Source organism: Dyella kyungheensis, from assembly GCF_049913195.1.
GTDB classification, from domain to species: Bacteria; Pseudomonadota; Gammaproteobacteria; order Xanthomonadales; family Rhodanobacteraceae; genus Dyella; species Dyella kyungheensis.
Window position 1 is genome coordinate 3089482 of the sequence record NZ_CP183983.1, and the last position, 24091, is coordinate 3113572.

Below are 24091 nucleotides of genomic sequence, written 5' to 3' on the forward strand. Positions count from 1 at the left end.
ATCGGAGCGGAGGATGGGCTTCGGGCTTTACCGTTACATGGACGTTATGTGACAGAACGGAGACATGCGTTCGCGCACGTACGGTCGCGGCCTGCCCGGCCTGCCTCGATCCGGGCCGGCGGCGCCGGCTGATATGCTTGGCGGATGGATAACCTCAACAACAGCATGGCTGGCCGCATGGCCGAGCGATTCCGAGGCTTTCTGCCGGTCATCGTGGATGTGGAAACCGGCGGTTTCGACGCCGAGCGCGATGCCCTGCTGGAGATCGCCGCTGTCATATTGCGGATGACGCCCGAAGGCTATCTGCAACCGATGCCGGCCGTGTCGGCGCATGTCCACCCCTTCCCCGGCGCCAATATCGACCCGCGCGCGCTGGAGATCACCGGCATCGACCCGGACAACCCGTTGCGCGGCGCGCTGGACGAGCGCATCGCGCTGGACCACGTGTTCAAGCCGATCCGCGACGCCATGCGCGACATGGATTGCCAGCGCGCCGTGCTGGTGGGCCACAACGCCGCGTTCGACCTGGGCTTTCTCAATGCCGCGGTGCGCCGGGTGGGCCACAAGCGCAATCCGTTCCACCCCTTCAGCTGCTTCGACACCGCCACGCTGAGCGGCCTGGCCTTTGGCCAGACCGTGTTGAGCAAGGCGGTGCAGGCGGCGGGCATTCCGTTCGACACGCGCGAGGCGCATTCGGCCATTTACGATGCCGAGCGCACCGCCGAACTGTTTTGCACCATCGTCAATCGCTGGCGCCGGCTGGAAGAGTTCGAGCGCGACCAGATCGGCATCGAGTCGCTGTAATCACGCTGGCTGCCTAATTCGCCGCTAGGGCGACACCCTCTCCTACCCGTCATTCCGGCGCAGGCCGGAATCCAGTAACGGCAACGCTAGGCTTTCGCCTGGCCCCACATGTGATCGGTTGTCGCGACAACCGTCCGCACCGCTACTGGATTCCGGCCTGCGCCGGAATGACGTGAGGGGTGTGGTGGCTACGCAGGACTTCGGATGCTCTTCGGGAGGCGCCTTCCGGCCGGGGGCTTCCAAAAATCCCGCCATAGGCCATATCCAGATTCCCCTACCCATCAACGCTTTATGACAAATCCCCCGTCGCTGTCATATCACTGAAACATTGAACTCATTTCATTGCAACACGGCGCGCATGAAATAACGGCGGGCGGAATCCCCCGTGACCCTTACTGGAGCAACCGTGTTGATCTCAACCAAATCTCTGTCTCGCATCGGCACGACCGCTGTGTTCGCCGCGGCGTCGCTGTTTGCCATGGGCGCTCAGGCGACCGACATCACCGGCGCAGGCTCGAGCTTCGTGTATCCGGTGCTTTCGAAGTGGTCGGCGGCGTATGCCGAGAAAACCGGCAACAAGCTCAACTACCAGTCCGTCGGCTCGGGCGCCGGCGTGGCCCAGATCAAGGAAGGCACCATCGACTTCGGCGCCACCGATGCTCCGGTGAAGGCTGAAGACCTCGCCCAGTTCGGCCTGGGCCAGTTCCCGGTCGTGGTCGGCGGCATCGTGCCGGTGGTCAACATCCCGGGCGTGGAAGCCGGTCAGGTGAAGCTGGACGGCAACACCCTCGCCGACATCTTCCTCGGCAAGATCACCATGTGGAACGACCCGCGCATCGCTGCGATGAACGCCGGCGTCAACCTGCCCACCAAGAAGATCACCGTGGTGCATCGCTCGGATGGTTCGGGCACCTCGTTCAACTTCACCAACTACCTCTCCAAGGTCAGCACCGACTGGGCTGCCAAGGTGAAGTTCGGCACCGCCGTCGAGTGGCCGACCGGCGTGGGCGGCAAGGGCAATGAAGGCGTGTCGCAGTACGTCAAGCAGATCGTCGGTTCGATCGGCTACGTCGAGTACGCCTATGCGGTGAAGAACAAGATCAGCTGGGTGAACCTGAAGAACGCCGCCGGCCAGGTGGTTGCGCCGAGCGCCGACGCGTTTGCCGCCGCCGCTGCCACGGCCGATTGGGGCAGCGCCAAGGACTTCAACGTGATCATGACCAACGCCTCCGGTGCGCAGGCATGGCCGATCACCGCGACCACCTGGGTGGTGATGTACAAGAAGCCCAAGAACGCCGAGCACACCAAGGTGGCGTTCGAGTTCTTCAAGTGGGCGCTCGAGAATGGCCAGAAGGACGCCGCTTCGCTCGACTACGTCGCGCTGCCGGACACCCTGGTCAAGAAGATCGAGGCTTACTGGAGCACCGAGTACAAGCACTAAGGCGGGCGTCTCGCCGGTCACGCTACGGCAACCGGCAAGTCCTATCCTGATGGCTTGACTGCACGACAACGGCCGCCCGACTAACCTCGGGCGGCCTGTTGCTGAAAGGCGCCTGGAAGCGCCGTCCATCCCCCAGACGGCCACGGCCGTGCTGACCCGAATGCCGAGGAATCCTCCGCACATGCAAGCGACCGTAGGCGCCATCGCCTCCTCCGTGCCCCAGGAAGAGCGCGCACGTCGCGACGCCCGGCACGACCGCCTATTTGGCTGGCTGCTCAAGGGCTGCGCCCTGCTGGTGCTGGCCTGCCTGCTGGGCGCCGCCGGAGCCACCCTGTGGGGCGGCCGTCACGCGTTCGGTACGTTCGGCTGGCACTTCCTGGTCAGCGATGCCTGGGATCCGAGTACCGATACCTACGGCGCCCTCGTGCCGGTCTACGGCACTATCGCGACCTCGTTCATTGCGCTGCTGCTCGCCGTGCCGGTGAGTTTCGGCATCGCGCTCTATCTTTCCGAAGTGGCGCCGCCGTGGCTGCGTACGCCGGTAGCCTCCGCCATCGAACTGCTGGCCGGCATCCCGTCGATCATCTACGGCATGTGGGGCCTTTTCATCTTCGCCCCGTTCTTCTCCGATCACGTCAAGCCGTGGATGACCAACTATCTCGGCGACAAGCCCGACGACGGCAAGCTGTCGTGGGTGGCACAGCACGTGCCCTTCGTCGGCAAGCTGTTCGGCAGCGATTACCCGTTCGGCGCCAGCATCCTCACCGCGGGCATCGTGCTGGCGGTGATGATCATCCCGTTCATCTCCTCGGTGATGCGCGAAGTGTTCCAGACCGTGCCGACGCGCCTGAAGGAATCGGCCTATGCGCTGGGTTCCAGCACCTGGGAAGTGTCGTGGGACATCGTGCTGCCGTACACGCGTTCGGCGGTGATCGGCGGCATCTTCCTCGGCCTGGGCCGCGCTCTCGGCGAAACGATGGCGGTGACCTTCGTGCTCGGCAACGCGATGAAACTGTCGCCGTCGATCCTCGATCCGGGTGCATCGATCGCCTCCACCATCGCCAACCAGTTCAGCGAGGCCGCCGGCCTGCAGAAGTCCACCCTGATGGCGCTGGCCTTCCTGCTGTTCGTGGTGACCTTCATCGTGCTGCTGATCGCGCGCTGGATGCTGCGCCAGCTGGCTCATAAGGAGGGTCGCTGATGGCTACCGGTTCGAGTCTCTATACGCAGCGCCGCATCAAGAACATCATCGCGCTGTCGCTCAGCGTGGTGGCCACGCTGATCGGCCTGATCTTCCTGGCCTGGATCCTGTGGGAAACGCTGCGCCAGGGCATCGGTGCGCTGCGCCCGCAGCTGTTCACCAAGATCACCGCCTATGGCGAGGACGGCGGCCTGCTCAACGCCATGGTCGGCAGCCTGATGGTGAACATGATCGGCATCGTCATCGCCACGCCGATCGGCGTGCTCGCCGGCGCGTGGCTGGCCGAATACGCCAGCGGCACCAAGCTGGGCGAATCGATCCGCTTCCTCAACGACATCCTGCTGTCGGCGCCGTCGATCGTGCTGGGCCTGTTCGTCTACACCATCGTGGTGTTGCCAAGCACCTCGCTGACCAACGGTTCCACCACGTTCTCCGGCTGGGCCGGCGGCGTGGCCCTGGCCTTGATCGCCCTGCCCGTGATCGTGCGAACGTCGGATGAAATGCTGCGGCTGGTGCCGTCCACGCTGCGCGAGGCTTCGCTGTCGCTGGGCATCCCGCAGTGGAAGCTGACCACGCAGATCCTGATCCGCGCCGCGCGCTCGGGCATCATCACCGGCGTGCTGCTCGCGCTGGCCCGCATCAGCGGCGAAACCGCGCCGCTGCTGTTCACCGCGTTCGGCAACAACTACCTGACCTTCAACCCGTCGGACAAGATGTCCAGCCTGCCGCAGGTGATCTACCAGTACGCCAACGATCCGGGCGAAGGCCTGCACGCCATTGCCTGGGCCGGTGCCTTCGTGCTCACCATGTTCGTGCTTTTGCTGAGTCTTGCTTCCCGTCTGGTCCTTTCTCGCAACAAGGTGTCCCATGACTGAGTCCGCCGCCGCCGGCATCCACCCGCAGTCCGCGGCCACGCACGCGCCGCTTGCGCCGACCAAGATCAAGGTGCGCGACCTGCACTTCTACTACAACGGCTTCCATGCACTGAAAGGCATCAGCATGGACATCCCGGAGAAGAAGGTCACGGCCATCATCGGCCCCTCCGGTTGCGGCAAGTCCACGCTGCTGCGCATCTTCAACCGCATCTATGCGATCTACCCCAAGCTCGAGGCGAAGGGCGAGATCATCCTGGACGAGGAGAACATCCTCGACTCGCGCTATTCGATGAACCGCCTGCGCAGCAAGGTCGGCATGGTGTTCCAGAAGCCGGTGCCGTTCCCGATGACCATCTTCGAGAACGTGGCCTACGGTATTCGCCACCACGAGAAGCTGTCGCGCGCCGACATGGACATCCGCGTGGAACAGGCGCTGCGCAGTGCCGCCTTGTGGGACGAAGTGAAGGACAAGCTCAAGCAGAGTGCGCTGGGTCTTTCCGGCGGCCAGCAGCAGCGTCTGTGCATCGCCCGCGGTATCGCGCTGAAGCCCGAAGTGTTGCTGCTCGACGAACCGACCTCCGCGCTCGACCCGATCGCCACCGGCCGCATCGAGCAGCTGGTGGAAGAGCTCAAGAGCGAGTACACCATCGTCATCGTCACCCACAACATGCAGCAGGCGGCCCGTTGCTCGGACCTCACCGCGTTCATGTACCTGGGTGAGCTGATCGAATTCGACCGCACCGAACAGATCTTCACCAAGCCGGGCAAGAAGCAGACCGAGGATTACATTACGGGTCGCTTCGGTTAACCGATACGCCACTCCCTCTCCCTCCGGGGAGAGGGCTGGGGTGAGGGGTCACGGAACCTCACCCTCCATTGATAGGGACTCCCCATGAGCGGCAGCAGCAAAGAACACATCATCAAGAGCTACGACGACGAGCTGACCCGCCTCACCGGCGAAATCGTCCGCATGGGCGAGCTTGCGGTGAGCCAGCTGGAAGCAGCCATCGACGTGATCGACCGCCGTGACGAGCGCGCTGCGCAGCACGTGGTCAACAACGACGACGCCATCGACCTGCTCGAACAGGAAATCAGCCACGACGTGGTGCGCCTGCTCGCGCTGCGCGCGCCCATTGCCGGCGACCTGCGCAACGTGTTCGCGGCGCTGCGCATCGCGGCCGACATCGAGCGCATCGGCGACTACGCCGCCAACGTAGCCAAGCGCTCCATCCCGCTGTCGATGGTCGCTCCCATCGCACCGACCAGCGGCCTGGGCTACCTGGCCGAGCTGGCCGCGCAGGAAGTGCGCGACGTGCTGATGGCCTATCGCGACCGCGATGCCGAACGCGCCTATCAGGTCTGGAAGGACGACGCCGAGCTGGACGAAGCCTATACCGGCTACTTCCGCCAACTGCTTACCTACATGATGGAAGACCCGCGCAACATCACGCCCTGCACGCACCTGCTGTTCATGGCGAAGAACATCGAGCGCATCGGCGACCACGCCACCAATATCGCCGAAAGCATCTGGTATCAGGTCAATGGCGAGCCGCTGACGGCGCAGCGTGCCAAGCGCGACTTCACCTCGAATCCGGAACTGACCAAGCTGGGCAACAAGCCAGAGTAAAGCGACATCTGTAGGAGCGCACCCTGTGCGCGACCGTCCCGTTGCGGTGTTCCGCTCCGTGCCGGTCGCGCACAGGGTGCGCTCCTACAACATTTTGATTACTCAGTGCGCGCCGCCGGTGAGCTTCAGCCCCACCATGCCCAGCACCACGAGCCCCACGCAGGCCAGCCGCAACGGCGAGGCCGAATCGCCGAACAGCACGATGCCGAGGATCACCGCGCCGACCGCACCGATTCCGGTCCAGATCGCGTAAGCCGTGCCGATCGGCAGCGTCTTCACCGCCATGCCCAGCAATACGATGCTGGCAACCATGGCCGATGCCGTGATCACGCTGGGCAACGGGCGCGTAAACCCTTCGGTGTATTTCAATCCAATCGCCCAGACCACTTCGAGCAGTCCGGCGAGCATGAGATAAATCCAGGGCATGGCGCGCTCCTCTGGATGAGAGCAGGGCCGTCCCTGCCGAAGACACTTGCGTGCGGGGCCGTCCCCGCAGACCGGCCCATTGCAGGACCGGTCCATGCATTCTACGGGCCGCGCATGAACCTCACGTCACGAGGTGAACTTGTCGCCCAATTCACGCGCCTCGCGACGCGCACGCGTCGAGTGCACGATGCCGAACAGGCCGATGACGATCCACGCCACCTGCATCAGAAACGCCGGCCAGTTCATCGCCACGCCGAACACCAGCGACAACGCCACGCCCAGCGCGCCCAGCACATTCATCAGCTGATACAGCAGCCCGTTGCCGTGCAGCTTGCGGGCCTGCAGCAGCAGGAAAGCCAACAGCACCAGTACCACGCCGACATAGCCGGCCCAGTCGTGCCACAGGAAGGTCATCGCTTTTCACTCCTTTGCCGCAAAGCCTCGAACAACACCACGCCCGTCGCCACGGACACGTTCAAGCTTTCCATTACGCCCGGCATCGGGATCTGCGCCACGAAATCGCAGGTCTCGCGGGTGAGCCGGCGCATGCCATCGCCTTCGCTGCCCAGCACCAGCGCTACCGGGCCGCGCATATCGATGCTGTAGACCGAGGTCTGCGTATCGCCGGCCAGGCCGGTGATCCACACGCCGGCATCCTTCAGGGTGCGCAGTGCACGGGCCAGATTGGTCGCGGCAATCAGCGGCACGCGATCGGCACCGCCAGCCGACGCACGCCGCACCACCGGGGTGAGACCCACGGCGCGATCCTTCGGCACGATCACCATCGTCGCGCCCGCCGCGGCCGCGCTACGCAGGCAGGCACCGAGGTTGTGCGGATCGGTGACGCCGTCGAGCACCAGCACCAGCGCGTTCTGCCCGGCCTCCGCCAGCAATCGTTCGATATCGTTCTCGGAACCCATCGGCGGCGCTTCGTAACGCGCCACCACGCCCTGGTGGCGCGCTTCGCCCGATACGCGATCGAGCTCTTCGCGCGACCGATGGTGCACGGGAATGTTCAGGGCCTTGGCGCGCGTTGCCAGCTCCTGCACGCGCGCATTGCGCTGGCCCTGCTCCACCAGCACTTCGCGCACGCGCGTGGCGTCGTTGCTCAGCGCACCTTCGACCGGGTTGATCCCGACGATCCAGCTATCACTCATTTTTTGCCTTTGCTCTTGCCGGCCCCTCGGGCCTTGGAGACCGCCTTGGATGCTGCAGCCTTGGCCGCATTGAACTTGCCCTTGGCGGCCGATTTGGCCTTGGCCAGCATGCTCTTGCCGCCGGCCGGTTTCTTCCCGGCCACGGGCGCCTCGACGGGAACGGGCGCGCGCGATGGCTTCGGTCCGTCATTATCGCGCGTGGCAGGTCGTGCTGTCCCCTTGCTGCCCTTGGGCAGCGAGTAGCGATCCCCTGCGGCGGCGTAGTTGTAGCGGCGCTCGCTGCTCGGCGGTGCCACGCCTTCCTTGCGCGGTGCCACCAGGCGGAAGTCGATCTTGCGGTCTTCCAGGCTCGCGCGCAGCACCTGCACCCGCACGTGATCGCCGAGACGGAACTGCGCACCGCTGCGCTCGCCCTTCAACAGGTGGCGCACCGGATCGAAGTGGTAGTAGTCGTTGGAGAGCTGGCTGATATGCACCAGACCCGACACCTTCGACTCATCCAGCTCGACGAACAAGCCGAACGAGGTCACGCCGGTGACCGTGCCCGCGAATTCGCTGCCCACGTGCTTGGACATCCAGGCGCACTTGAAGCGCTCGTCCACATCGCGCTCGGCTTCTTCCGCACGACGTTCGCGCTGCGAGCAATGCACGGCCATGGCGGCCATCTCGCTCGGGCTGTAGTTGTACGCGGAGGGCTTGCCGCCCGAGATCGCGTAGCGGATCGCACGGTGCACCAGCAGATCCGGATAACGGCGGATCGGCGACGTGAAGTGCGCGTACGCTTCCAAGGCGAGTCCGAAGTGGCCGCGGTTGTCCGGCTGGTAGGCCGCCATGCTCTGCGAGCGCAAGAGCACCGACTGAATCAGTTCACGCTCGGGACGGTCATGCACCAGGCGCAGGATGTCGGCGTAGTCGCCCGGCGTTACGTCTTCGACCGGCGGCATGCGCAGCTTGAACTCGCGCAGGAACTGCTGCAGGTCTTCGTACTTCTCAGCCGGCGGCGGCTCATGCGCACGGAACAGCGCGGGGATCTTCTTCTTTTCGAGGAACAGGGCCGCCTGCACGTTGGCGGCGATCATGCATTCCTCAATCAGCTTGTGCGCATCGTTGCGCTCGGTGGCGCCCATTGTTTCCACTTCGCCGCGCTGGTCGAGGCGGAACTTCACCTCCGGCGTTTCGAAGTCGATCGCACCACGACGTTTGCGCTGCGCCGCCATCAGCTTGTAGAGGCCGTGCAGATGTTCGATCTGCGGCATCACGTCGGCCAATTCGTGGCGAGCATCGGCATCGTTGAGGCCGATCGCCTGCCACACGCGGTCGTAGGTGAGTCGCGCATGCGAACGCATCACCGCGTTGTAGAACTTCGAGCGAACCACCTCGCCTTCTTCGTTGATCACCATGTCGCACACCATGCACAGGCGTTCGACCTTGGGATTCAACGAACAGATGCCGTTGGACAGCGTCTCCGGCAGCATCGGCACCACGAAGCCGGGGAAATAGGTCGAGGTGCTGCGCTCGTAGGCTTCCTTGTCGAGCGCTGAGCCCACCTTCACGTAATGCGACACGTCGGCAATGGCGACCACCAGGCGATAGCCGCCGCCACGCTTGGGCTCGGCGAATACGGCATCGTCGAAGTCGCGCGCGTCGGCGCCGTCGATGGTCACCAGCGGCGTCGAGCGCAGATCCACCCTGCCCTCGCGTTCGGCCGCGGTCACCTGCGGCTCGACCTGGGCGGCGTCGCGAATCACCGCGTCGGGCCAGTCGTGTGGCAGGTCGTGGCTGGCGATCGCCATCTCGACCAGCAGCGACGGCTGCAGGCGTTCGCCCAGTACGGCCCGGATGGCGCCCATCGGGCCGCGATGCGGCGTCGGCGGGTCGGTGATCTCGGCCACCACGATCTGCCCGGAACGGGCGCCCATGTCCTGGCCGGGCACGATCATCACGTCCTGGTGCACGCGGCGGTCGTCGGGCGCCACCAGGGTGACGCCGTTTTCGATCACCACGCGACCCACCAGTCGCGGCGAACGGCGCTGCAATACTTCGACGATGGCGCCCTGCTTGCGACCGCGGCGGTCGATGCCGACCACGCTGGCCAGTACTCGGTCGCCATGCAGCACGGTGCGCATCTGCTGGGGCGAGAGATAGAGATCGTCGCCGCCGCCATCGGGACGCAGGAAGCCGTAGCCTTCCGCGTTGGCCAGCACCACGCCCTGGATCAGGTCCAGCTTGTTGGCCGGCGCATAGCCGCCGCGACGTCCCAGCAGCAGCTGGCCATCGCGCACCATCGCACCCAGGCGTTTGCGCAGGGCGTTGAGTTCCTGTTCGTCGAACAGCGACAGCGCTTCGGCGATGCGCGCCTCGGTCAGCAGCTCGCCGCGTTGTTCGAGCAGCGCGAGGATCGCCTCGCGGCTGGGGATGGGTCGCTCGTAGCGCTGCGCCTCCCGCTCCGCGTGCGGATCGCCAACGACGCCTTCGCGCGGCCTGGCCGGATCGACGGCCGAACGACGAACGCGGCCACTGCCGCTACCCGGCGCCTTGGAGCCCCGTTTGCCGTCCTGCTTGCTGTCGCGCGGTTCTTTTTTTCTGGTCACTTCCTATGCCTTTTTAGTTGTTTTATGGGGCTTGCGAACCGGAGGAGACGCGGTCCGATAAAAATATCCGTGAAAGGATAGTTGACAACCCACCGACACATGCCTAATCTACGCGGCTCACGCAGCCCAAAAAGCTCACGTGACACCTGCCCAGGTGGCGGAATTGGTAGACGCACTAGTTTCAGGTACTAGCGGGTAAAACCGTGGAGGTTCGAGTCCTCTCCTGGGCACCAATTGTAGACGAAGCCCGCAGCGATGCGGGCTTTTTCGTTTTCGGCGTTTACGCTTGCGCGCCGCGCGCGCTCACCCGGCCACGCGCAGCGCGTTGAGTCCGCCGGCCAGCGAATACACGTTCTGCATGCCTTCGTCGCGCAACAGACGCGCGGCATGACCGCTGCGCCGGCCGCTGGCGCAGACCAACAGAAAGCGACCGTCGGCGAATTCGCCGGCTCGCTCCATCACTTGCCCGGAAGGCACCTGCAGTGCGGCAACCACCGGCATGGGATCGCTCGCCCACTCCTCGGCATTGCGCACATCGACCAGGCGGAAACCCGCGGCGACGGCATCGTCCAGTCGATCGAACGCCAGGTCGATGGCTTCCTCGTCGACCGCCCGGGCCAGCGCTCGACGCGCCACCGCGACGCAGCCGCCGTGCGCGACGCAGCCGTTCGCCGCATCGATCGGCAAATGCTGGATGCTGAGATCGATCAGGTTCACCAGCGACAGCGCACCGGCATTCGGCTGCGGCAAACCCAGCAGATATTTCAGCGCCTCGGTGGCCTGCATGGCACCCAGCACGCCGGGCACCGGACCCAGCACGCCCGACAGTGTGCAACTGCCCACCGCTTCCGGTGCCGGCTCCTGCGGCCACAGGCAACGCATGCACGGCATACCCGGCTGCGCCGCTACAAACTGCAGCTGCCCTTCGTACTGATAGATGCTGGCGAGGATCAGCGGCGTAGCGCTGACGACGGCGGCATCGCTGCTCAGATAGCGGCTGCGCATATCGTCCGTGCATTCCACCACCAGATCGAACTGGCCGAACACCTCGACCGCGTTGGCAGCGGTCAGCGGCTCCTTCCAGATCCGCACCTTCACCGTGGGGTTGAGTGCGGCCACGCGACGCGAGGCCAGCTCGGCCTTGTACTGGCCGATGTCGCTCGCGTTGTACATGGTCTGCCTATGCAGGTTGCTGGCATCCAGGCGGTCGCCATCGACGATGCCCAGCGTGCCGATGCCGGCTCCGGCGAGATAGCTGATCACCGGGCAACCGAGTCCGCCCGCACCGATCACCAGCACGCGCGACGCCGCCAGCTTCGCCTGTCCTGCTTCGCCCACGTCGCGCAGACGCGTCTGGCGCGAGTAGTCAGGCACGAAAGGCTGCGCATGCGCATGGTGGTGATGGGCGTGATGATCCTCGTGCTCGTGTTCGCGATACACATGGGTGCACGCCACCCAGTCCGATTCGCCGGTGACGTAGTGTTCCTTCTTCCAGATCGGCAGCCGGTGCTTGATCTCGTCGATGATGTAGCGGCAGGCGCGGAACGCTTCGTCGCGGTGCGGTGCCGAGGCGCCGACCCATACCGCCATGTCGCCGATCTTCAGGTCGCCGGTGCGATGCACGCAGCGTGCGTCGGTGACGCCGTAGCGTTCGATCGCCTCGGCGACGATGCGCTCGCCTTCGGCGATGGCAAGTTCGGCATAGGCTTCATACGACAGCCCGTCGACCTCGCGCCCTTCGTTGCTGTTGCGTACCCAGCCTTCGAACGCGCAGTAACCGCCGCTCGCCGGATGGCGAAGCCGGTCGCGCTGGCCGGTGGTATCGACGGCCGCGCCGGAAAGTTCGAAACGGCTCATCCGCCTGCCACCGGTGGAATGAAAACAATGGTGTCGCCGTCGCGCAGCGGGCGATCCCACGCGCTGAACTGGGCGTTCACCGCCACCTTCAACGCATCGGCCGACAGCGAAAAACCTCGCGCCACACGCAGTTCCTCGTACAGATCGCGCAGCGAGCTGGCCCCCGTGGTGAACTGCTCGCTGCTGGTGCCGGCCTGCTCGCGCAGTTGCGCGTAGTACTGGAGATTCACCACCGTCATGCCAGGGACTCCAGACGTTGTTGCATGGCTTGCCGTTCCTCGGGCGTGTTGACGTTGTCCAGCGCATCGCCCGGCGCGGGCAGCAAGACGATGCTCGATTGAATCAGCGCCTTGCGCGGGCAGTAGCTGCCGTCCTCGTAGCGCTGCCGCAGCAGCGCGTGGCTGCGCGGCTCCCAGATCGCGCACAGCGGTTCGGGCAGGCCGTCGTGGCTGCTGGCGAAGACGGTGGCGTCGACCAGGGGATCGCGTGCATCGATCAGGCGACGCAGCGTGTCGTGGTCCAACAGCGGCAGGTCGCAGGCCAGCACCAGCCAGGCGGCATCGGGATGGCGATCCTGTGCGGACAGGATGCCCGCGGCGGGTCCGATGGCGTCGTAGCTGTCCACGATCTGCGGCAGGCCGGCGCGCAGGGCGTCCTCGCGCTGGCTGTCGCGTACCGAGACGAAGGCGCGCTCGGTCAGCGCTTCGAGCAGGCGCCATGCGCGCAGCAACTGCGGTTCGCCGCGATAGGTGAGCGCGGCCTTGTCCTGGCGCATGCGCTGACTCGCGCCGCCGCTCAACAACAAGCCGTAAAGCGGAGCCGTTGGATTGCTCATGCTGTCTCCGTGCTGCCGACGTCGTGCTTGCCGCCGGTCTTGGAAATAAGTCTCAGGTCGGCAATGACGATGTCGTGCGACATCGCCTTGCACATGTCGTAAATGGTCAGCGCGGCGATGCTGGCACCGGTGAGCGCTTCCATTTCCACGCCGGTACGGCCGCTGCACGACACGGTGCAATCGATCAACGCATCCACGCCTTCGATGCGGATGCGCACGTCGCACTTGTCGATGCTCAGCGGATGGCACAACGGGATCAGTTGCGGCGTCGCCTTGGCGCCCATCACGCCGGCGATCTGCGCCACCGTGAGCACGGCGCCCTTGGGCGTCACGTAGCCGGCCTCATGCAGGCGCTGCGCGACCTCGGCAGGAAACGTCACGCGTGCCCGCGCCTGCGCGGTGCGATGGGTGATCGCCTTGGCGCCGACGTCGACCATGCGCGGCTGGTGGTCGTCGCCGACGTGGGAAAGCTGGGTGGGTATCGCGGTCACGGCAAACTCCGGGGACATGGCTGGATTATCGGTCGAGTCGCGACGGCAAGGATGAAGAAATCGTGTTGTTCCCTGCCCTCACCCACCGATGTAATGCATCTCGATCTTGCGAGGCGCCTTGCCATGGTGTTCGGCCCGCTCTTCGCTGTAGCGGTCGCGGCGGCGCAGCCACACGTCGCGCAGCAGCTCGGTCAAGGCCTGGTCGCTGGTGCCGTCGCGCAGCGAATGGCGCAGGTCAGTGCCGCGCGTGGCGAACAGGCAGGTGTACAGCATGCCTTCGGAGGAAAGCCGCGCCCGCGAGCAGCCCCCGCAGAACGGCTGGCTGATGGACGAGATCATGCCGATTTCCCCGGCACCGTCCTCGAAGCGGTAACGCGTCGCCACTTCGCCGGCATATTTCGGCGGCAGCGCCCGCATCGGCCACTGCGCGTGAATCCGCTGCACCAGCTCGGCGGATGGCACCACCGCGGCCGGGCGCCAGTCGTTGCGGTTGCCCACGTCCATGTACTCGATGAAGCGCACCACGACCCCGCTGCCGCGGAACCGCTCGACCAGATCGATCACCGTGTGTTCGTTCACGCCCCGCTGCACGACCGTATTGAGTTTCACGCCATGCGGGAAACCCGCCGCCTGTGCGGCCTCGATGCCAGCCAGCACATCGTCCAGCGCACCGCGGTTGCCGCTCATGCGATGGAACAGCGCAGGATCGAGCGTATCGAGACTGACGGTGACGCGATCGAGGCCGGCATCGCGCAACTCGCTCGCATGTCGCGCCAGCAGCACGCCGTTGGTGGTCAGCGCCAGATCGTTGATGCCCTCCAGCCGCCGCAGGCGCGCCACCAGGTCGGTCAGGTGCGGACGCAGCAAGGGCTCGCCGCCGGTGAGGCGCAACTTGCTGACGCCCAGGGTGGCGGCCAGCCGGCATAAACGCTCGATCTCGTCGAAGCTCAGGCGCTCGTCGTTGCGCAGGAAGGTGAAGTGCTCGCCATAGGTCGATTCGGGCATGCAATACGGGCAGCGGAAATTGCAGCGATCCATGACCGAGATGCGCAGGTCGTGCAACGGCCGGCCGAGCTGGTCGACCGGCAGTGCGGTGCGTTCGTTGAGACTGTCGATCGCGCTCATCTCACCACCGATAAAACGTTGCGACGGTGCCGGCAGGCGCCTTGCCCTGGCCCGACGGCAACTCGATGAAACCATGCGTGCGCGGCAGCGACGAGAAGTCCCCCGAGGTCCTGGAAGGCACCGGATAGGCCATCGACCGCCCTGACGCATCCGTCTGCACGCGGGCCGGCACGAAACTCACCAGCGTCGGATTGATATCGACCTCACTGTCCAACACCACGTGTTCCGGTGCAGATACGGGTATGCCCTGCGCCGCCAGCAATGCGGGCCGCGCATAGCGGGTGGCGCAGACCAGCGCCGAGACCGGATTGCCGGGCAACGCAAACACCGCCTGCCCGCGTGGCCCGATGCCGAACCACATCGGCTTGCCGGGCTTCTGCGCAATGCGATGGAACACCTTGCGCACGCCCTGCGCCGCCAGCGCCGCGGGTACATAGTCGCGCTGTCCCATCGACACGCCGCCGGAGAGCAACAACACGTCGTGGCGATCCAGCAGCTCGGCGATGCGTTCGCGCGTGGCCGCTTCATCGTCGACGATATGTTCCATCGCCACTCGCGCAAAACCTTCCAGGCGCAGCATCGCTCGCACGGCGGTGTCGTTGGAGCGGCGAATCTGTCCTTCGCCCAGCGGCGCGTCCACGTTCACCAGTTCGTCGCCGGTAGAGACGATGGCGATCGACGGCATCACCGCAACCTCCACCTTCGCCACGCCGTTGGCCGCCAGCAAGGCCATTTCCGCCGGCCCCAGGCGCATGCCGGGCGACAGCAGCAGGCTTCCCTGCGCGCAATCGGAGGCCTGCCGATGGATGAACTGGCCGGCCTGAGGTTGGCATTCGTCGGACAGCAGGTAGTCGCCGCCGTCGCGCCGCAGTTGCTCGATCGGAATCACGCAATCGCAGCCGGCGGGAAGCATCGCGCCGGTGGTGACTTCCAGGCAGGCGTCGCCGGAGGGAAGCGACTGTCTGGGCATGCCGGCCATCTGCGCGCCCGCTACGGCCAGGCGGCGCGGCATGCCCTGGGACCAGCGTGTGGCGATGCCGTCCATCATCACCCGGTCGAACGGCGGATGATCGTGTTCGGCGCGCACCGCTTGGCGCAATATTCTTCCGACGGCCTCATCCAGGGGCACAAGCTCGCTGCCAAACGACGGCATATGTTCGGCGATCAAGGCCTGGGCCTGGCTGACGCTGGTCAATTCGCTCATGGTCTGATCATGCAAAGTGGCGACCGCATGGGTCGAGCATACCGCCTCATTCAAAATCCCAGCGCAACGGCTTTCACCTGCGCCCACGCCTCGCTGCCGGGCGACAGCCCCAGCGCGTGCCATGAGCGGCGGGTAATCCGTGCCAGCAGCACGCAGCCACCCGCATCGAGCTGCACCAGGACCTGCGCAGGATGGTCCGCATCGGCCACGCCGATGATCCGGCAAGGCAGTTGATTGAGCGCGCTGGTGCCTGTCTGGGGCAACCGGGTCAGCACCACGTCGCGGGCGCCGATCCGGCATCGCAGCTCCTGCCCCACGCTTTCGTGGCGATAAGGCAGCCACAGGCGACCGCCCGGGAAATCGAGTTCGATCAGCTGGTCGTGGGCGTCGTAACTCACCACCTGGCCCTCGATCACCGCGCCCAGGGCTTCGCCCAAGGCGGGCGGCAGGTCCAGTCGCGCCAGCGTGTGCTGCAGCGCGCCCTGGGCCACCACATGGCCCGCTTCGAGCAAGACCAGATGGTCGGCCAGCCGGGCCACCTCGTCCACGTTGTGACTCACGTAGATCATCGGTACCTGCAGCGTGCCATGCAGGGATTCCAGGCATTCGAGCAGGTCGGCGCGCGCGGCACCGTCGAGCGCGGACAGCGGTTCGTCGAACATCAGCAAGGCGGGATCGGACAGCAACGCCCGCACCATCGCCACCCGCTGCCGCTCGCCGCCGGACAGCGCGTCGACGCGACGCTGCAGCAGCGGCCGCACGCCGAAGCGGTCGATCAGGCCGTCGCGATCCAGATGGGACGGTCGCCCCGCGCGGCGATAGCCGAAATCGAGATTGCCGGCCACGCTGCGATGGGTGAACAGGCTGGGCTCCTGGAACACGTAACCGATGCGGCGCCGATGCGGCGGCACGAACAGGCGATGCGCACTGTCCTGCCATGCGGTCTGCCCAAAGCTCACCCGCCCGATGGCGTCGCGCTCGAGGCCGGCGAGTGCGCGCAGGCAACTGCTCTTGCCGGCGCCGGACGGTCCGAACAAGGCGGTGACGCCTTTGGACGGCAGCGTCAGATCGATATCGAAGGCGAGCGCGCCACGGCGCCAGGCGAGCTTGGCAGCCAGGCCGTGCGAGGTGCCGGCGTGCGGCTCAGTCACGCGCCGACCTGCGGGTACGCAGCAGCGACATGGCGAGCAATGCCGCGAAGGAGACCGCCAGCAGGCACAGCGAAAGCACATTCGCCTGGTGGTATTCGCCGGCCTGCACATGATCGTAGATGCGCATCGAAAGCACGCGCGTCTGTCCGGGAATATTGCCGCCGATCATCAGCACCACGCCGAACTCGCCCACGGTGTGCGCAAAACCGAGCACCGCGGCCGTGACCACGCCCGGCCAGGCCAGCGGCAAGGCCACGCTGAAGAATCGATCCAGCGGGCCGGCACGCAAGGTGGCCGCCACTTCCAGCGGGCGGTTTCCCACCGCATCGAACGCGTTGTGCAGCGGCTGCACCACGAACGGCAGCGAGTACAGCATCGACGCCACCACCAAACCCTTGAAGGTAAATGGCAACGCCGCCAGCCCCAGCGCGGCCAACGCGCGCCCCACCACGCCGTCGGGACCGAGCAACATCAGCAGATAGAAACCCAGCACGGTGGGCGGCAGCACCAAAGGCAACGCCACCACGGCAGCGATGGGGCGCCGCCAGGGCGAACGCGTATGCGCCAGCCACCAGGCCAACGGCAGGCCCAGCAGCAGCAACAGCAGCGTCACCGTGGCCGCCAATCGCAGCGTCAGGCCCAGCGCTTCGATGTCCGCTTCCGTCAGCAGGGCCATGGTGGCGCTCAGTGCGCGGCGTCCGCCGGCAGCTCGAAGCCGTAGCGCGAGAGGATCGCCTTGGCCGGGGCGCTCTGCACGTAACGCGCAAAGTCTTGCGCCAGCGCATTGCCGGCGCCGCGCTGGGTGATCACGAAGCTCTGCTTGAGCGGCTCGTACAGCGACGGCGGCACCGACGCAAAACTCCCCTTCGTGGACGAACCCAGCACCAGCGATTCGGCCACCAGGCCAACCTGCGCGTTGCCGCTCTGCGCGAACTGCGCGGTCTGCGCGATGTTGTCGCCAAACACCAGCCGCGATTGCACCTGCTCCCAGATGCCGGCCGCGCGCAGCGCTTGTTCGGCGCGCTTGCCGTACGGGGCATGCTGCGGGTTGGCGATGGCGATGCGACCGAACCTCGCCTGCGCCAGATCGGCCACCTGCACGCCCTTCATGTCGATGCTCGCGCTCCACATCACCAGGTGGCCCAGCGCATAAGGGACGGGTGTTCCACTGGCCTTGCCATGCTCCACCAGTTGCTGCGGATAGCTGCTGTCGGCCGAGAAAAAGATCTCGAACGGTGCGCCTTGTTCGATCTGCGTCAGCAGGTTGCCGGAGGATCCGTAGGTGACGTCGATACGGCTGGCAGGATGGTCGTGGCGATACGCCGCCACCACTTCGTCCAGCGCCTGATGCAGATCCGCCGCCGCCGCCACCGTGATGTGCGCATCGACCGGCGCCGCCGGCGCGACGGAGGCGAACACCGAACTCACCAGCAGCAAGCCCTGCCATAGCCGACGCATCATCGTGTCACTCCTGTCGTGCCGTTCGTGGGGCGGCCGAGCGTAGCCCAACCTTTGTGTCTCAAGCGCGACGATGGCGCACGCTGTCACGCACGTCCACATCGAAGCGAAGTTCCAGCGGCTCGCCCTCGCCGCTTTCCAGTTCGAACAGCAGGCCTTCGCGCGTGGGCAGCCGGGCGGCGTGCGCGCGCACGTCGTCCAGCGGCAGATCGATCGTCCATGCATCGGGCTGCCCGCCAAAACGCGCGGCCGCACCCGGCACCGCCCTGAGCGTGCAGGAAAGCGTCATGTCGCGGGTGAAGCGCGTGCGCGCCTGCAAGGGCCGCTCGGTCAGCAGCTGGGCCAATTCGTCTTCGTTGACTCGCACGCGAAGGCTCTGGTTTTCGATCTGCAGTTTCATCTATCGCGCTCCCGCTGGATGGTTTTGCCCGAACACCAGGGTCTCCGGCCGCAGGCCGACGACCTCTACCAGGGCGTTGCCCTGCGCGTCACCTGACAGCAGCACCCACGCGTTCGCCTGCGCAAACGGCTGGATGCGAAACGGTTGCTGCTGAGCCAGCACATGGGCGTGCAGACGGCCATCGCTGCCCGGCATCACCGTTGCGCGCAGAAAATGCAGCAGGCCGCCTTTCGCCTGCTGCGGCGCATCGAGCACCGCCTGCCATGTCCGCTCGGGCACCTGCCCGCGCATGGCTCGCAACACCGGGGCAACGAAGAAGCGTAGCCCCACGGCGACCGCCATCGGCGTGCCCGGCAACGCAAACACCATCGCATCGCCCAGCATGGCCGCCAGCTGCGGCTTGCCCGGACGGATGGCGACCTTGTGGAACAACACCTGCGCGCCTAGTTCCGACAGCGCATCAGGCACGAAATCGTAGCGTCCCATCGACACCGCACCGGTGCTGACGATGAGATCGGCGGCGGCCTCGCGTGCACGCCGCACGGCGGCCACGAAGGTAGCGCTGGTGTCGTCGACCGTCTCGCAGCAACACACCTGTGCACCCATCGCGGCGAACGCAGCGGCAAGGTACGGGCCGTTGGAACCGTAGATCTGGCCGTCCGCCAGCGGCTGCGCCAGATCGGCCTGCAACTCCTTGCCGGTGCAGATGACGGCGACGCGCGGCGGGCGAACCACCTGCACCTGCGCCACGCCAAGCGCAGCCAGCAGCATCACGTGGTTGGCTTCGACGCTTGTGCCGGCCTGGATCGCCACCGCAGCCTTGGCCACATCGCTGCCGGCATAGCGTACGTTCGCCTTTGCGTTCAGCGTGTCGAGTAGCCGCATGCGCGCCGGTGAACCATCGTTGTGGCGAGCCAGCAGCTCGGTGCGCTCGACCGGGACGACGGTGTCGAGTCCCTCGGGCAACCGCGCCCCCGTCATGATTTCCCAGGCCATGCCCTGGGATGTGCACGAAGCATCGCCCGCCGCCTGCGATCCGTGCACGGCGTGCTCCGTACCCGCCGCCAGCGTCTGTCCGGCGTGCAACGCATAGCCGTCCATCGCCGAGTGATCGAACGACGGCAGGTCCATCGGACTCACCACATCGGCGGCGAGCACCTTGCCCAGGGCATCGGCGGTGGCGCAGGAAACCGCGTCCAGCCGTCGGGCCTGTTGGAGTAGCGCAAACAGGGCGTCATCGTAACCAATCATGCTGAAGCTCGGCCTGGCCTATCGCGCGTAAGAGTCATGTCATCACATGCTCGGTGTGAGCACGGTGACATTGCAAGCGTTGCTTGCGCGCTGATTGTCACAATCCGTTGCGCCGCAGCAACAAGGTGGGTTCCACCTTGGCATAGTGCAGGTTTAAAGAACCGTGTTCGACCATCGTCGGGTGGCGCGTCCGACCGAGGGGCTCTACACATCGCGCAGATGCTCGGCCGGGGGGCCGGGCCATAACCGGGGGAGATGCTCATGGTGGGTGTATCTGAAACCGATGTACTGACGGGGGACGGAGGGAACGCCTCCGTGCTGTCCAGAGAAAGCACCATCGCCGGGCCGCGCTTCAATCGCTGGCTGGTACCGCCGGCCGCATTGGCCATCCATCTCAGCATCGGCATGGCCTATGGCTTTTCGGTGTTCTGGCTGCCAATGACCAAGCTGGTCACGGAAGCCGATCCGGCGACCTGCGCCAAGCTGGGTTTCCTGGCCCAGCTGTTCACCACCGCCTGCAACTGGACGGTGCCCTCGGTCAACCACATCTTTGAAACCTTCATCGCCATGCTCGGCATTTCGGCGGCGATCTGGGGGGCGTGGCTGGAACATGCCGGCCCGCGCAAGGCCGGCTTCATCGCGGCGCTGTGCTGGGGCGGCGGCCTGGTCGTGGGCGGCATCGGCGTATCGATGCATCAACTATGGCTGGTGTACCTGGGCGCAGGCGTGCTCGGCGGCATAGGGCAAGGCCTGGGTTACATCACACCCGTATCGACCTTGATCAAATGGTTCCCCGACCGGCGCGGCCTCGCCACCGGCTTCGCCATCATGGGCTACGGCGGCGGCGCGATGATCGGTGCGCCCCTGGCCGTGGCGCTGATGAAGAAGTTCTCGCATGGCGACGTGCCGGGCGTGTCGTCCGCGTTGATCTGCATGGGCGTGATCTACCTGGCCGCCATGATGGCCGGCGCATTCGGCTTCCGCGTGCCACCGTCGGGCTGGCGCCCGCTGGGCTGGACTCCGCCCGAAGGCTCGACCAACAAATTGATCACCCATCGCCATGTGCACCTCAACCGCGCCTGGAAGACGCCCCAGTTCTGGCTGATCTGGATGGTCCTGTGCATGAACGTCACGGCCGGCATCGGCGTGCTGTCGATGGCCAGCCCGATGTTCCAGGATGTGTTCGGCGGCAAGCTGCTCGGCCTGGATGCGAGCACGGTATTGAGCACCGCGCAGAAGGCGGCCATTGCCGCGTCGGCGGCGGGACTGGTCGGCCTGATCAGCCTGTTCAACAGCCTGGGACGCATTGCCTGGGCCTCGACCTCGGACTTCATCGGCCGCAAGACCACCTACTTCATCTTCTTCGCCCTGGGCATCGTGCTGTATTGCACGCTGCCCACGCTGGGACACATGGGCATGGCCGGTGCGTTCGTGATCGCCGTGTGCGTGATCCTGTCGATGTACGGCGGCGGCTTTGCCACGGTGCCGGCGTATCTGTCGGATATCTTCGGCACGCAGATGGTGGGCGCGATTCATGGCCGCCTGCTCACGGCGTGGTCGGTGGCGGGCATCGCCGGACCGTTCCTGATCGCCGCCGTGCGGCAGGCGCAGCTGGATGCGGGCGTGGCCAAGAACCTCGTCTACGATCGCACGCTCTATATCCTTGCGGTCCTGCTGTTGGTGGGCATGATCTGCAACCTGCTGATCAAGCCGGTGAAGGAAAGCGCCTTGATGACCGACGCCGAGCTGGCGCACGAAAAGTCGCTGCAGCGCGAATCCGCGTTCACCTCGGCGAGCGCACAGGACGCAGCGCGTGGCGGTTTCGGTGGGCTGGGCCTCGTGGCCTGGGCACTGGTTGGCATACCCTTCCTGATCGGCGTATGGATAGCGATCAGCAAGGCCGCGGCCTTGTTCTGACGATGGTGGAAACATGAAACGCGCGGCTACTGGCTCATCGCTACCCGATCTTCCCGAGTCCGTGCGGCTCGTGGTAATGGACGTCACCGGGCGCCTGAAGGATCTTCCGGGCGCCCTGCTCCCGGTGCTTCACGGCATTCAGGATGCGCTGGGATATGTCCCTGAGGCCGCCGTGCCCCTCATCGCCCGCGAGATGAATCTCTCGCGGGCCGATGTGCATGGCGTGATCAGCTTTTACCACTACTTCCGGCAGCAGCCGGCGGGCAGGCACGTGATTCATCTGTGCCGCGCCGAATCCTGCCAGGCGATGGGCGCCGTCACGCTGGAAAAACACGTCAAACAACGGCTGGGCGTAGACTTTCACGAGACGACCAAGGACGGCGAATACACGCTGGAGCCGGTCTACTGCCTGGGCAATTGCGCGTGTTCGCCGGCCATGATGGTGGATGGCGAGTTGAAGGGCCGGCTCACGCCTGAGCGGTTCGACGCATGGCTCGCTGCGGAGGCTTCATGAGTTTCACTGTGTATGTGCCGCGCGATGCGAGTGCCCTCTCGTTGGGTGCCGAAGCTGTGGCCGTGGCCATCGCCGAGCAGGCGGAACGGCGCGGCCTTGACATCGCCATTGTCCGCAACGGTTCTCGCGGCATGTTCTGGCTGGAGCCACTGGTCGAAGTGGTTACGCCGGCAGGACGAGTCGCCTACGGCCCGGTACAACCCGACGACGTAACCGCACTCTTCGACGCGGATTTCCTGCATGGCGGTGCCCACGCACTGGCGCTGGGTCCTACCGAAGACATTGCGTATCTGAAGAACCAGCAACGCCTCACCTTCGCGCGCGTCGGCATCGTCGATCCGCGCAGTCTTGACGACTACCTCGCGCATGGCGGCTATCGCGGACTCGATGCGGCCTTGCGCATGAGCGAGGCGGAAATCGTGCAGACCGTGACCGATTCGGGCCTGCGCGGCCGCGGCGGCGCCGCCTTCCCCACCGGCATCAAGTGGAAGACCTGCCTCGACGTCAAGGCCGTGCAGAAGTACGTGGCCTGCAACGCGGACGAAGGCGATTCGGGCACCTACGCCGATCGCATGATCATGGAAGGCGATCCGTTCGTGCTGATCGAAGGGATGACCATCGCCGGCATCGCCGTGGGCGCGACGCGCGGCTATATCTACCTCCGCGTCGAATACCCGCATGCACATCGTGCTCTGAACGCCGCCATCGCCATCGCCGAAGCGAACGGCTACCTCGGCGACGATGTGCGCGGCAGCGGCAAGGCCTTCCATCTGGAAGTGCGGCTTGGCGGCGGCGCGTACATCTGCGGCGAAGAAACCTCGATGCTGGAATCGCTGGAGGGCAAGCGTGGACAGGTGCGCGTGAAGCCGCCGCTGCCGGCCATCCACGGCCTGTTCGGCAAGCCCACGGTGATCAACAACGTGGTCACCTTTGCATCGGTTCCGGTCATTCTGGACCAGGGCGCGGCGTTCTATCGCGACTACGGCAGCGGCCGCTCGCGGGGCACCTTGCCGATCCAGCTCGCCGGCAACCTCAAGCGGCCTGGACTGGTTGAACGTGCCTTCGGGCTGAGCCTGCGCGAACTGATCGAAGGCTATGGCGGCGGCACGGCCAGCGGGCGCCCGGTACGCGCCGTGCAGGTGGGCGGTCCGTTGGGTGCCTATATTCCGGCCTCGCAACTCGACGCACCGATCGACTACGAAGGCTTCGCCGCCATCGGCGGCATGCTCGGCCACGGCGGCGTGGTGGTGTTCGACGACACCGTGAACATGGCGGCGCAGGCGCGCTACGCGATGGAGTTTTGCGCGATCGAATCGTGCGGCAAGTGCACGCCGTGCCGCATCGGTTCCACCCGCGGCGTGGAAGTGATCGACCGCCTGCTGGCCAGCGACAACGCCGGACGCCAACGCGACGAAGTGCTGCTGCGCGACCTCTGCCAGACCATGGTGGCCGGCTCGCTGTGCGCCCTCGGCGGCATGGCGCCCTTCCCCGTGCTCAGCGCGTTGGATCATTTCCACGAAGATTTCGCGGGCTCGGCTGAGCCGGTGAACTGAGAGACCGTGCCATGCCTCGCGTGAACGCCGCCGCATTCCTCACCGTCATTCCGGCGCAGGCCGGAATCCAGTGGCGGGAGTGCGCGGTTATCGCGAAAGAGCATGACCTGCTCTGTCGCGATCATCGATCCGTGCCGCTCCTGGATTCCGGCCTGCGCCGGAATGACGGTGAGGGAAATGAATGCTCGGGCAAACGTTGAATTAGGTTCCTGG

25 protein-coding genes and 1 tRNA gene are annotated in these 24091 nt (G+C 65.7%); 11 read left to right on the plus strand and 15 right to left on the minus strand.

The window, feature by feature from the left end:
• Positions 1-144 precede the first annotated feature (144 nt).
• The 6 genes from rnt to phoU all read left to right on the plus strand — a co-directional run bounded on the left by rnt (position 145) and on the right by phoU (position 5948).
• Complete coding sequence (rnt, locus tag ACN9MB_RS13960) at positions 145-804, plus strand: ribonuclease T (RefSeq protein WP_426269312.1); 660 nt, start codon at positions 145-147, stop codon at positions 802-804.
• A gap of 478 nt (positions 805-1282) precedes the next feature.
• Positions 1283-2245 (plus strand): phosphate ABC transporter substrate-binding protein PstS, encoded by a 963-nt coding sequence (gene pstS, locus ACN9MB_RS13965; RefSeq protein ID WP_239535582.1) that lies wholly within the window; start codon positions 1283-1285, stop codon positions 2243-2245.
• A gap of 181 nt (positions 2246-2426) precedes the next feature.
• Complete coding sequence (gene pstC, locus ACN9MB_RS13970) at positions 2427-3446, plus strand: phosphate ABC transporter permease subunit PstC (RefSeq protein WP_204635466.1); 1020 nt, start codon at positions 2427-2429, stop codon at positions 3444-3446.
• Positions 3446-4321 carry a phosphate ABC transporter permease PstA gene (gene pstA, locus ACN9MB_RS13975; protein WP_204635465.1) on the plus strand — a complete coding sequence of 292 codons (876 nt, stop codon included), beginning with the start codon at positions 3446-3448 and terminating at the stop codon, positions 4319-4321. Before pstC ends, pstA begins: the two co-directional genes overlap by 1 nt.
• Positions 4314-5129, plus strand: coding sequence for a phosphate ABC transporter ATP-binding protein PstB (gene pstB / locus ACN9MB_RS13980; RefSeq protein WP_204635464.1), 816 nt, complete (start codon positions 4314-4316; stop codon positions 5127-5129). The genes pstA and pstB overlap by 8 nt, the downstream gene beginning before the upstream one ends.
• 84 nt (positions 5130-5213) lie before the next feature.
• Positions 5214-5948: a phosphate signaling complex protein PhoU gene (gene phoU / locus ACN9MB_RS13985; protein ID WP_204635463.1), complete on the plus strand. Its 735-nt coding sequence runs from the start codon at positions 5214-5216 to the stop codon at positions 5946-5948.
• A 102-nt stretch (positions 5949-6050) separates the two neighbouring features.
• Here the strand turns inward: phoU and sugE are convergent, their stop codons facing one another.
• The 4 genes from sugE to rnr form a co-directional block, all read right to left on the minus strand.
• On the minus strand, positions 6051-6374 hold the full coding sequence (gene sugE / locus ACN9MB_RS13990; protein ID WP_204635462.1) for a quaternary ammonium compound efflux SMR transporter SugE: 324 nt from the start codon (positions 6372-6374) through the stop codon (positions 6051-6053).
• Positions 6375-6500: 126 nt separating this feature from the next.
• Positions 6501-6788 carry a CBU_0592 family membrane protein gene (locus ACN9MB_RS13995; RefSeq protein ID WP_426269313.1) on the minus strand — a complete coding sequence of 96 codons (288 nt, stop codon included), beginning with the start codon at positions 6786-6788 and terminating at the stop codon, positions 6501-6503.
• Positions 6785-7531: a 23S rRNA (guanosine(2251)-2'-O)-methyltransferase RlmB gene (gene rlmB, locus ACN9MB_RS14000; protein WP_426269314.1), complete on the minus strand. Its 747-nt coding sequence runs from the start codon at positions 7529-7531 to the stop codon at positions 6785-6787. The genes ACN9MB_RS13995 and rlmB overlap by 4 nt, the downstream gene beginning before the upstream one ends.
• Entirely contained in the window at positions 7528-10122 is a 2595-nt protein-coding gene (rnr, locus tag ACN9MB_RS14005; RefSeq protein ID WP_426269315.1) for a ribonuclease R, read from the minus strand. The genes rlmB and rnr overlap by 4 nt, the downstream gene beginning before the upstream one ends.
• Positions 10123-10270: 148 nt before the next feature.
• Here rnr and ACN9MB_RS14010 point away from each other — a divergent pair.
• A tRNA-Leu gene (locus ACN9MB_RS14010) sits at positions 10271-10355 on the plus strand.
• A gap of 70 nt (positions 10356-10425) precedes the next feature.
• Here ACN9MB_RS14010 and ACN9MB_RS14015 read toward each other — a convergent pair.
• Genes ACN9MB_RS14015 through glp form a run of 11 tightly spaced genes read right to left on the minus strand, consistent with a single transcriptional unit; the run spans position 10426 to position 19894 of the window.
• Positions 10426-11979, minus strand: coding sequence for a ThiF family adenylyltransferase (locus ACN9MB_RS14015; RefSeq protein WP_426269316.1), 1554 nt, complete (start codon positions 11977-11979; stop codon positions 10426-10428).
• A complete protein-coding gene (locus tag ACN9MB_RS14020; protein WP_426269317.1) occupies positions 11976-12218 on the minus strand; it encodes a MoaD/ThiS family protein in 243 nt (80 codons plus the stop codon). Before ACN9MB_RS14020 ends, ACN9MB_RS14015 begins: the two co-directional genes overlap by 4 nt.
• A complete protein-coding gene (locus tag ACN9MB_RS14025) occupies positions 12215-12814 on the minus strand; it encodes an NTP transferase domain-containing protein (protein WP_426269318.1) in 600 nt (199 codons plus the stop codon). The genes ACN9MB_RS14020 and ACN9MB_RS14025 overlap by 4 nt, the downstream gene beginning before the upstream one ends.
• A complete protein-coding gene (gene moaC / locus ACN9MB_RS14030) occupies positions 12811-13323 on the minus strand; it encodes a cyclic pyranopterin monophosphate synthase MoaC (protein WP_426269319.1) in 513 nt (170 codons plus the stop codon). The genes ACN9MB_RS14025 and moaC overlap by 4 nt, the downstream gene beginning before the upstream one ends.
• A 60-nt stretch (positions 13324-13383) precedes the next feature.
• Positions 13384-14430: a GTP 3',8-cyclase MoaA gene (moaA, locus tag ACN9MB_RS14035; protein ID WP_426269320.1), complete on the minus strand. Its 1047-nt coding sequence runs from the start codon at positions 14428-14430 to the stop codon at positions 13384-13386.
• Position 14431: 1 nt separating this feature from the next.
• Positions 14432-15634 (minus strand): molybdopterin molybdotransferase MoeA, encoded by a 1203-nt coding sequence (locus tag ACN9MB_RS14040; protein ID WP_426269321.1) that lies wholly within the window; start codon positions 15632-15634, stop codon positions 14432-14434.
• A gap of 50 nt (positions 15635-15684) precedes the next feature.
• Positions 15685-16785 (minus strand): molybdenum ABC transporter ATP-binding protein, encoded by a 1101-nt coding sequence (modC, locus tag ACN9MB_RS14045; RefSeq protein WP_426269322.1) that lies wholly within the window; start codon positions 16783-16785, stop codon positions 15685-15687.
• Positions 16778-17461 carry a molybdate ABC transporter permease subunit gene (modB, locus tag ACN9MB_RS14050; RefSeq protein WP_204635453.1) on the minus strand — a complete coding sequence of 228 codons (684 nt, stop codon included), beginning with the start codon at positions 17459-17461 and terminating at the stop codon, positions 16778-16780. The genes modC and modB overlap by 8 nt, the downstream gene beginning before the upstream one ends.
• A gap of 8 nt (positions 17462-17469) precedes the next feature.
• On the minus strand, positions 17470-18246 hold the full coding sequence (gene modA, locus ACN9MB_RS14055; RefSeq protein WP_426269323.1) for a molybdate ABC transporter substrate-binding protein: 777 nt from the start codon (positions 18244-18246) through the stop codon (positions 17470-17472).
• Positions 18247-18304: 58 nt separating this feature from the next.
• Positions 18305-18643: a DUF7009 family protein gene (locus tag ACN9MB_RS14060; RefSeq protein WP_426269324.1), complete on the minus strand. Its 339-nt coding sequence runs from the start codon at positions 18641-18643 to the stop codon at positions 18305-18307.
• Positions 18644-19894, minus strand: a complete 1251-nt coding sequence (glp, locus tag ACN9MB_RS14065; RefSeq protein ID WP_426269325.1) for a gephyrin-like molybdotransferase Glp — start codon at positions 19892-19894, stop codon at positions 18644-18646. It abuts the gene before it with no gap.
• A gap of 261 nt (positions 19895-20155) precedes the next feature.
• On the opposite strand from glp, the gene ACN9MB_RS14070 reads away from it, so the two are divergent.
• Genes ACN9MB_RS14070 through ACN9MB_RS14085 form a run of 4 tightly spaced genes read left to right on the plus strand, consistent with a single transcriptional unit; the run spans position 20156 to position 24078 of the window.
• Positions 20156-21811 (plus strand): OFA family MFS transporter, encoded by a 1656-nt coding sequence (locus ACN9MB_RS14070; RefSeq protein ID WP_426269326.1) that lies wholly within the window; start codon positions 20156-20158, stop codon positions 21809-21811.
• Between the two features lie 13 nt (positions 21812-21824).
• Positions 21825-22325, plus strand: a complete 501-nt coding sequence (locus ACN9MB_RS14075) for a formate dehydrogenase subunit gamma (protein ID WP_426269327.1) — start codon at positions 21825-21827, stop codon at positions 22323-22325.
• Positions 22322-23878 carry a formate dehydrogenase beta subunit gene (locus ACN9MB_RS14080; protein WP_426269328.1) on the plus strand — a complete coding sequence of 519 codons (1557 nt, stop codon included), beginning with the start codon at positions 22322-22324 and terminating at the stop codon, positions 23876-23878. Before ACN9MB_RS14075 ends, ACN9MB_RS14080 begins: the two co-directional genes overlap by 4 nt.
• Positions 23879-23889: 11 nt before the next feature.
• Entirely contained in the window at positions 23890-24078 is a 189-nt protein-coding gene (locus tag ACN9MB_RS14085) for a hypothetical protein (RefSeq protein WP_426269329.1), read from the plus strand.
• Positions 24079-24091: the final 13 nt, after the last annotated feature.

Bases quoted from the DNA above. Each gene is read 5' to 3' on its own strand.
- rnt (WP_426269312.1), top strand. From the start codon at position 145: ATGGATAACCTCAACAACAGCATGGCTGGCCGCATGGCCGAGCGATTC.
- pstS (WP_239535582.1), top strand. From the start codon at position 1,283: ATGGGCGCTCAGGCGACCGACATCACCGGCGCAGGCTCGAGCTTCGTG.
- pstC (WP_204635466.1), top strand. From the start codon at position 2,427: ATGCAAGCGACCGTAGGCGCCATCGCCTCCTCCGTGCCCCAGGAAGAG.
- pstA (WP_204635465.1), top strand. From the start codon at position 3,446: ATGGCTACCGGTTCGAGTCTCTATACGCAGCGCCGCATCAAGAACATC.
- pstB (WP_204635464.1), top strand. From the start codon at position 4,314: ATGACTGAGTCCGCCGCCGCCGGCATCCACCCGCAGTCCGCGGCCACG.
- phoU (WP_204635463.1), top strand. From the start codon at position 5,214: ATGAGCGGCAGCAGCAAAGAACACATCATCAAGAGCTACGACGACGAG.
- sugE (WP_204635462.1), bottom strand. From the start codon at position 6,374: ATGCCCTGGATTTATCTCATGCTCGCCGGACTGCTCGAAGTGGTCTGG.
- ACN9MB_RS13995 (WP_426269313.1), bottom strand. From the start codon at position 6,788: ATGACCTTCCTGTGGCACGACTGGGCCGGCTATGTCGGCGTGGTACTG.
- rlmB (WP_426269314.1), bottom strand. From the start codon at position 7,531: ATGAGTGATAGCTGGATCGTCGGGATCAACCCGGTCGAAGGTGCGCTG.
- ACN9MB_RS14015 (WP_426269316.1), bottom strand. From the start codon at position 11,979: ATGAGCCGTTTCGAACTTTCCGGCGCGGCCGTCGATACCACCGGCCAG.
- ACN9MB_RS14020 (WP_426269317.1), bottom strand. From the start codon at position 12,218: ATGACGGTGGTGAATCTCCAGTACTACGCGCAACTGCGCGAGCAGGCC.
- ACN9MB_RS14025 (WP_426269318.1), bottom strand. From the start codon at position 12,814: ATGAGCAATCCAACGGCTCCGCTTTACGGCTTGTTGTTGAGCGGCGGC.
- moaC (WP_426269319.1), bottom strand. From the start codon at position 13,323: ATGTCCCCGGAGTTTGCCGTGACCGCGATACCCACCCAGCTTTCCCAC.
- moaA (WP_426269320.1), bottom strand. From the start codon at position 14,430: ATGAGCGCGATCGACAGTCTCAACGAACGCACCGCACTGCCGGTCGAC.
- ACN9MB_RS14040 (WP_426269321.1), bottom strand. From the start codon at position 15,634: ATGAGCGAATTGACCAGCGTCAGCCAGGCCCAGGCCTTGATCGCCGAA.
- modB (WP_204635453.1), bottom strand. From the start codon at position 17,461: ATGGCCCTGCTGACGGAAGCGGACATCGAAGCGCTGGGCCTGACGCTG.
- modA (WP_426269323.1), bottom strand. From the start codon at position 18,246: ATGATGCGTCGGCTATGGCAGGGCTTGCTGCTGGTGAGTTCGGTGTTC.
- ACN9MB_RS14060 (WP_426269324.1), bottom strand. From the start codon at position 18,643: ATGAAACTGCAGATCGAAAACCAGAGCCTTCGCGTGCGAGTCAACGAA.
- glp (WP_426269325.1), bottom strand. From the start codon at position 19,894: ATGATTGGTTACGATGACGCCCTGTTTGCGCTACTCCAACAGGCCCGA.
- ACN9MB_RS14070 (WP_426269326.1), top strand. From the start codon at position 20,156: ATGGTGGGTGTATCTGAAACCGATGTACTGACGGGGGACGGAGGGAAC.
- ACN9MB_RS14075 (WP_426269327.1), top strand. From the start codon at position 21,825: ATGAAACGCGCGGCTACTGGCTCATCGCTACCCGATCTTCCCGAGTCC.
- ACN9MB_RS14080 (WP_426269328.1), top strand. From the start codon at position 22,322: ATGAGTTTCACTGTGTATGTGCCGCGCGATGCGAGTGCCCTCTCGTTG.
- ACN9MB_RS14085 (WP_426269329.1), top strand. From the start codon at position 23,890: ATGCCTCGCGTGAACGCCGCCGCATTCCTCACCGTCATTCCGGCGCAG.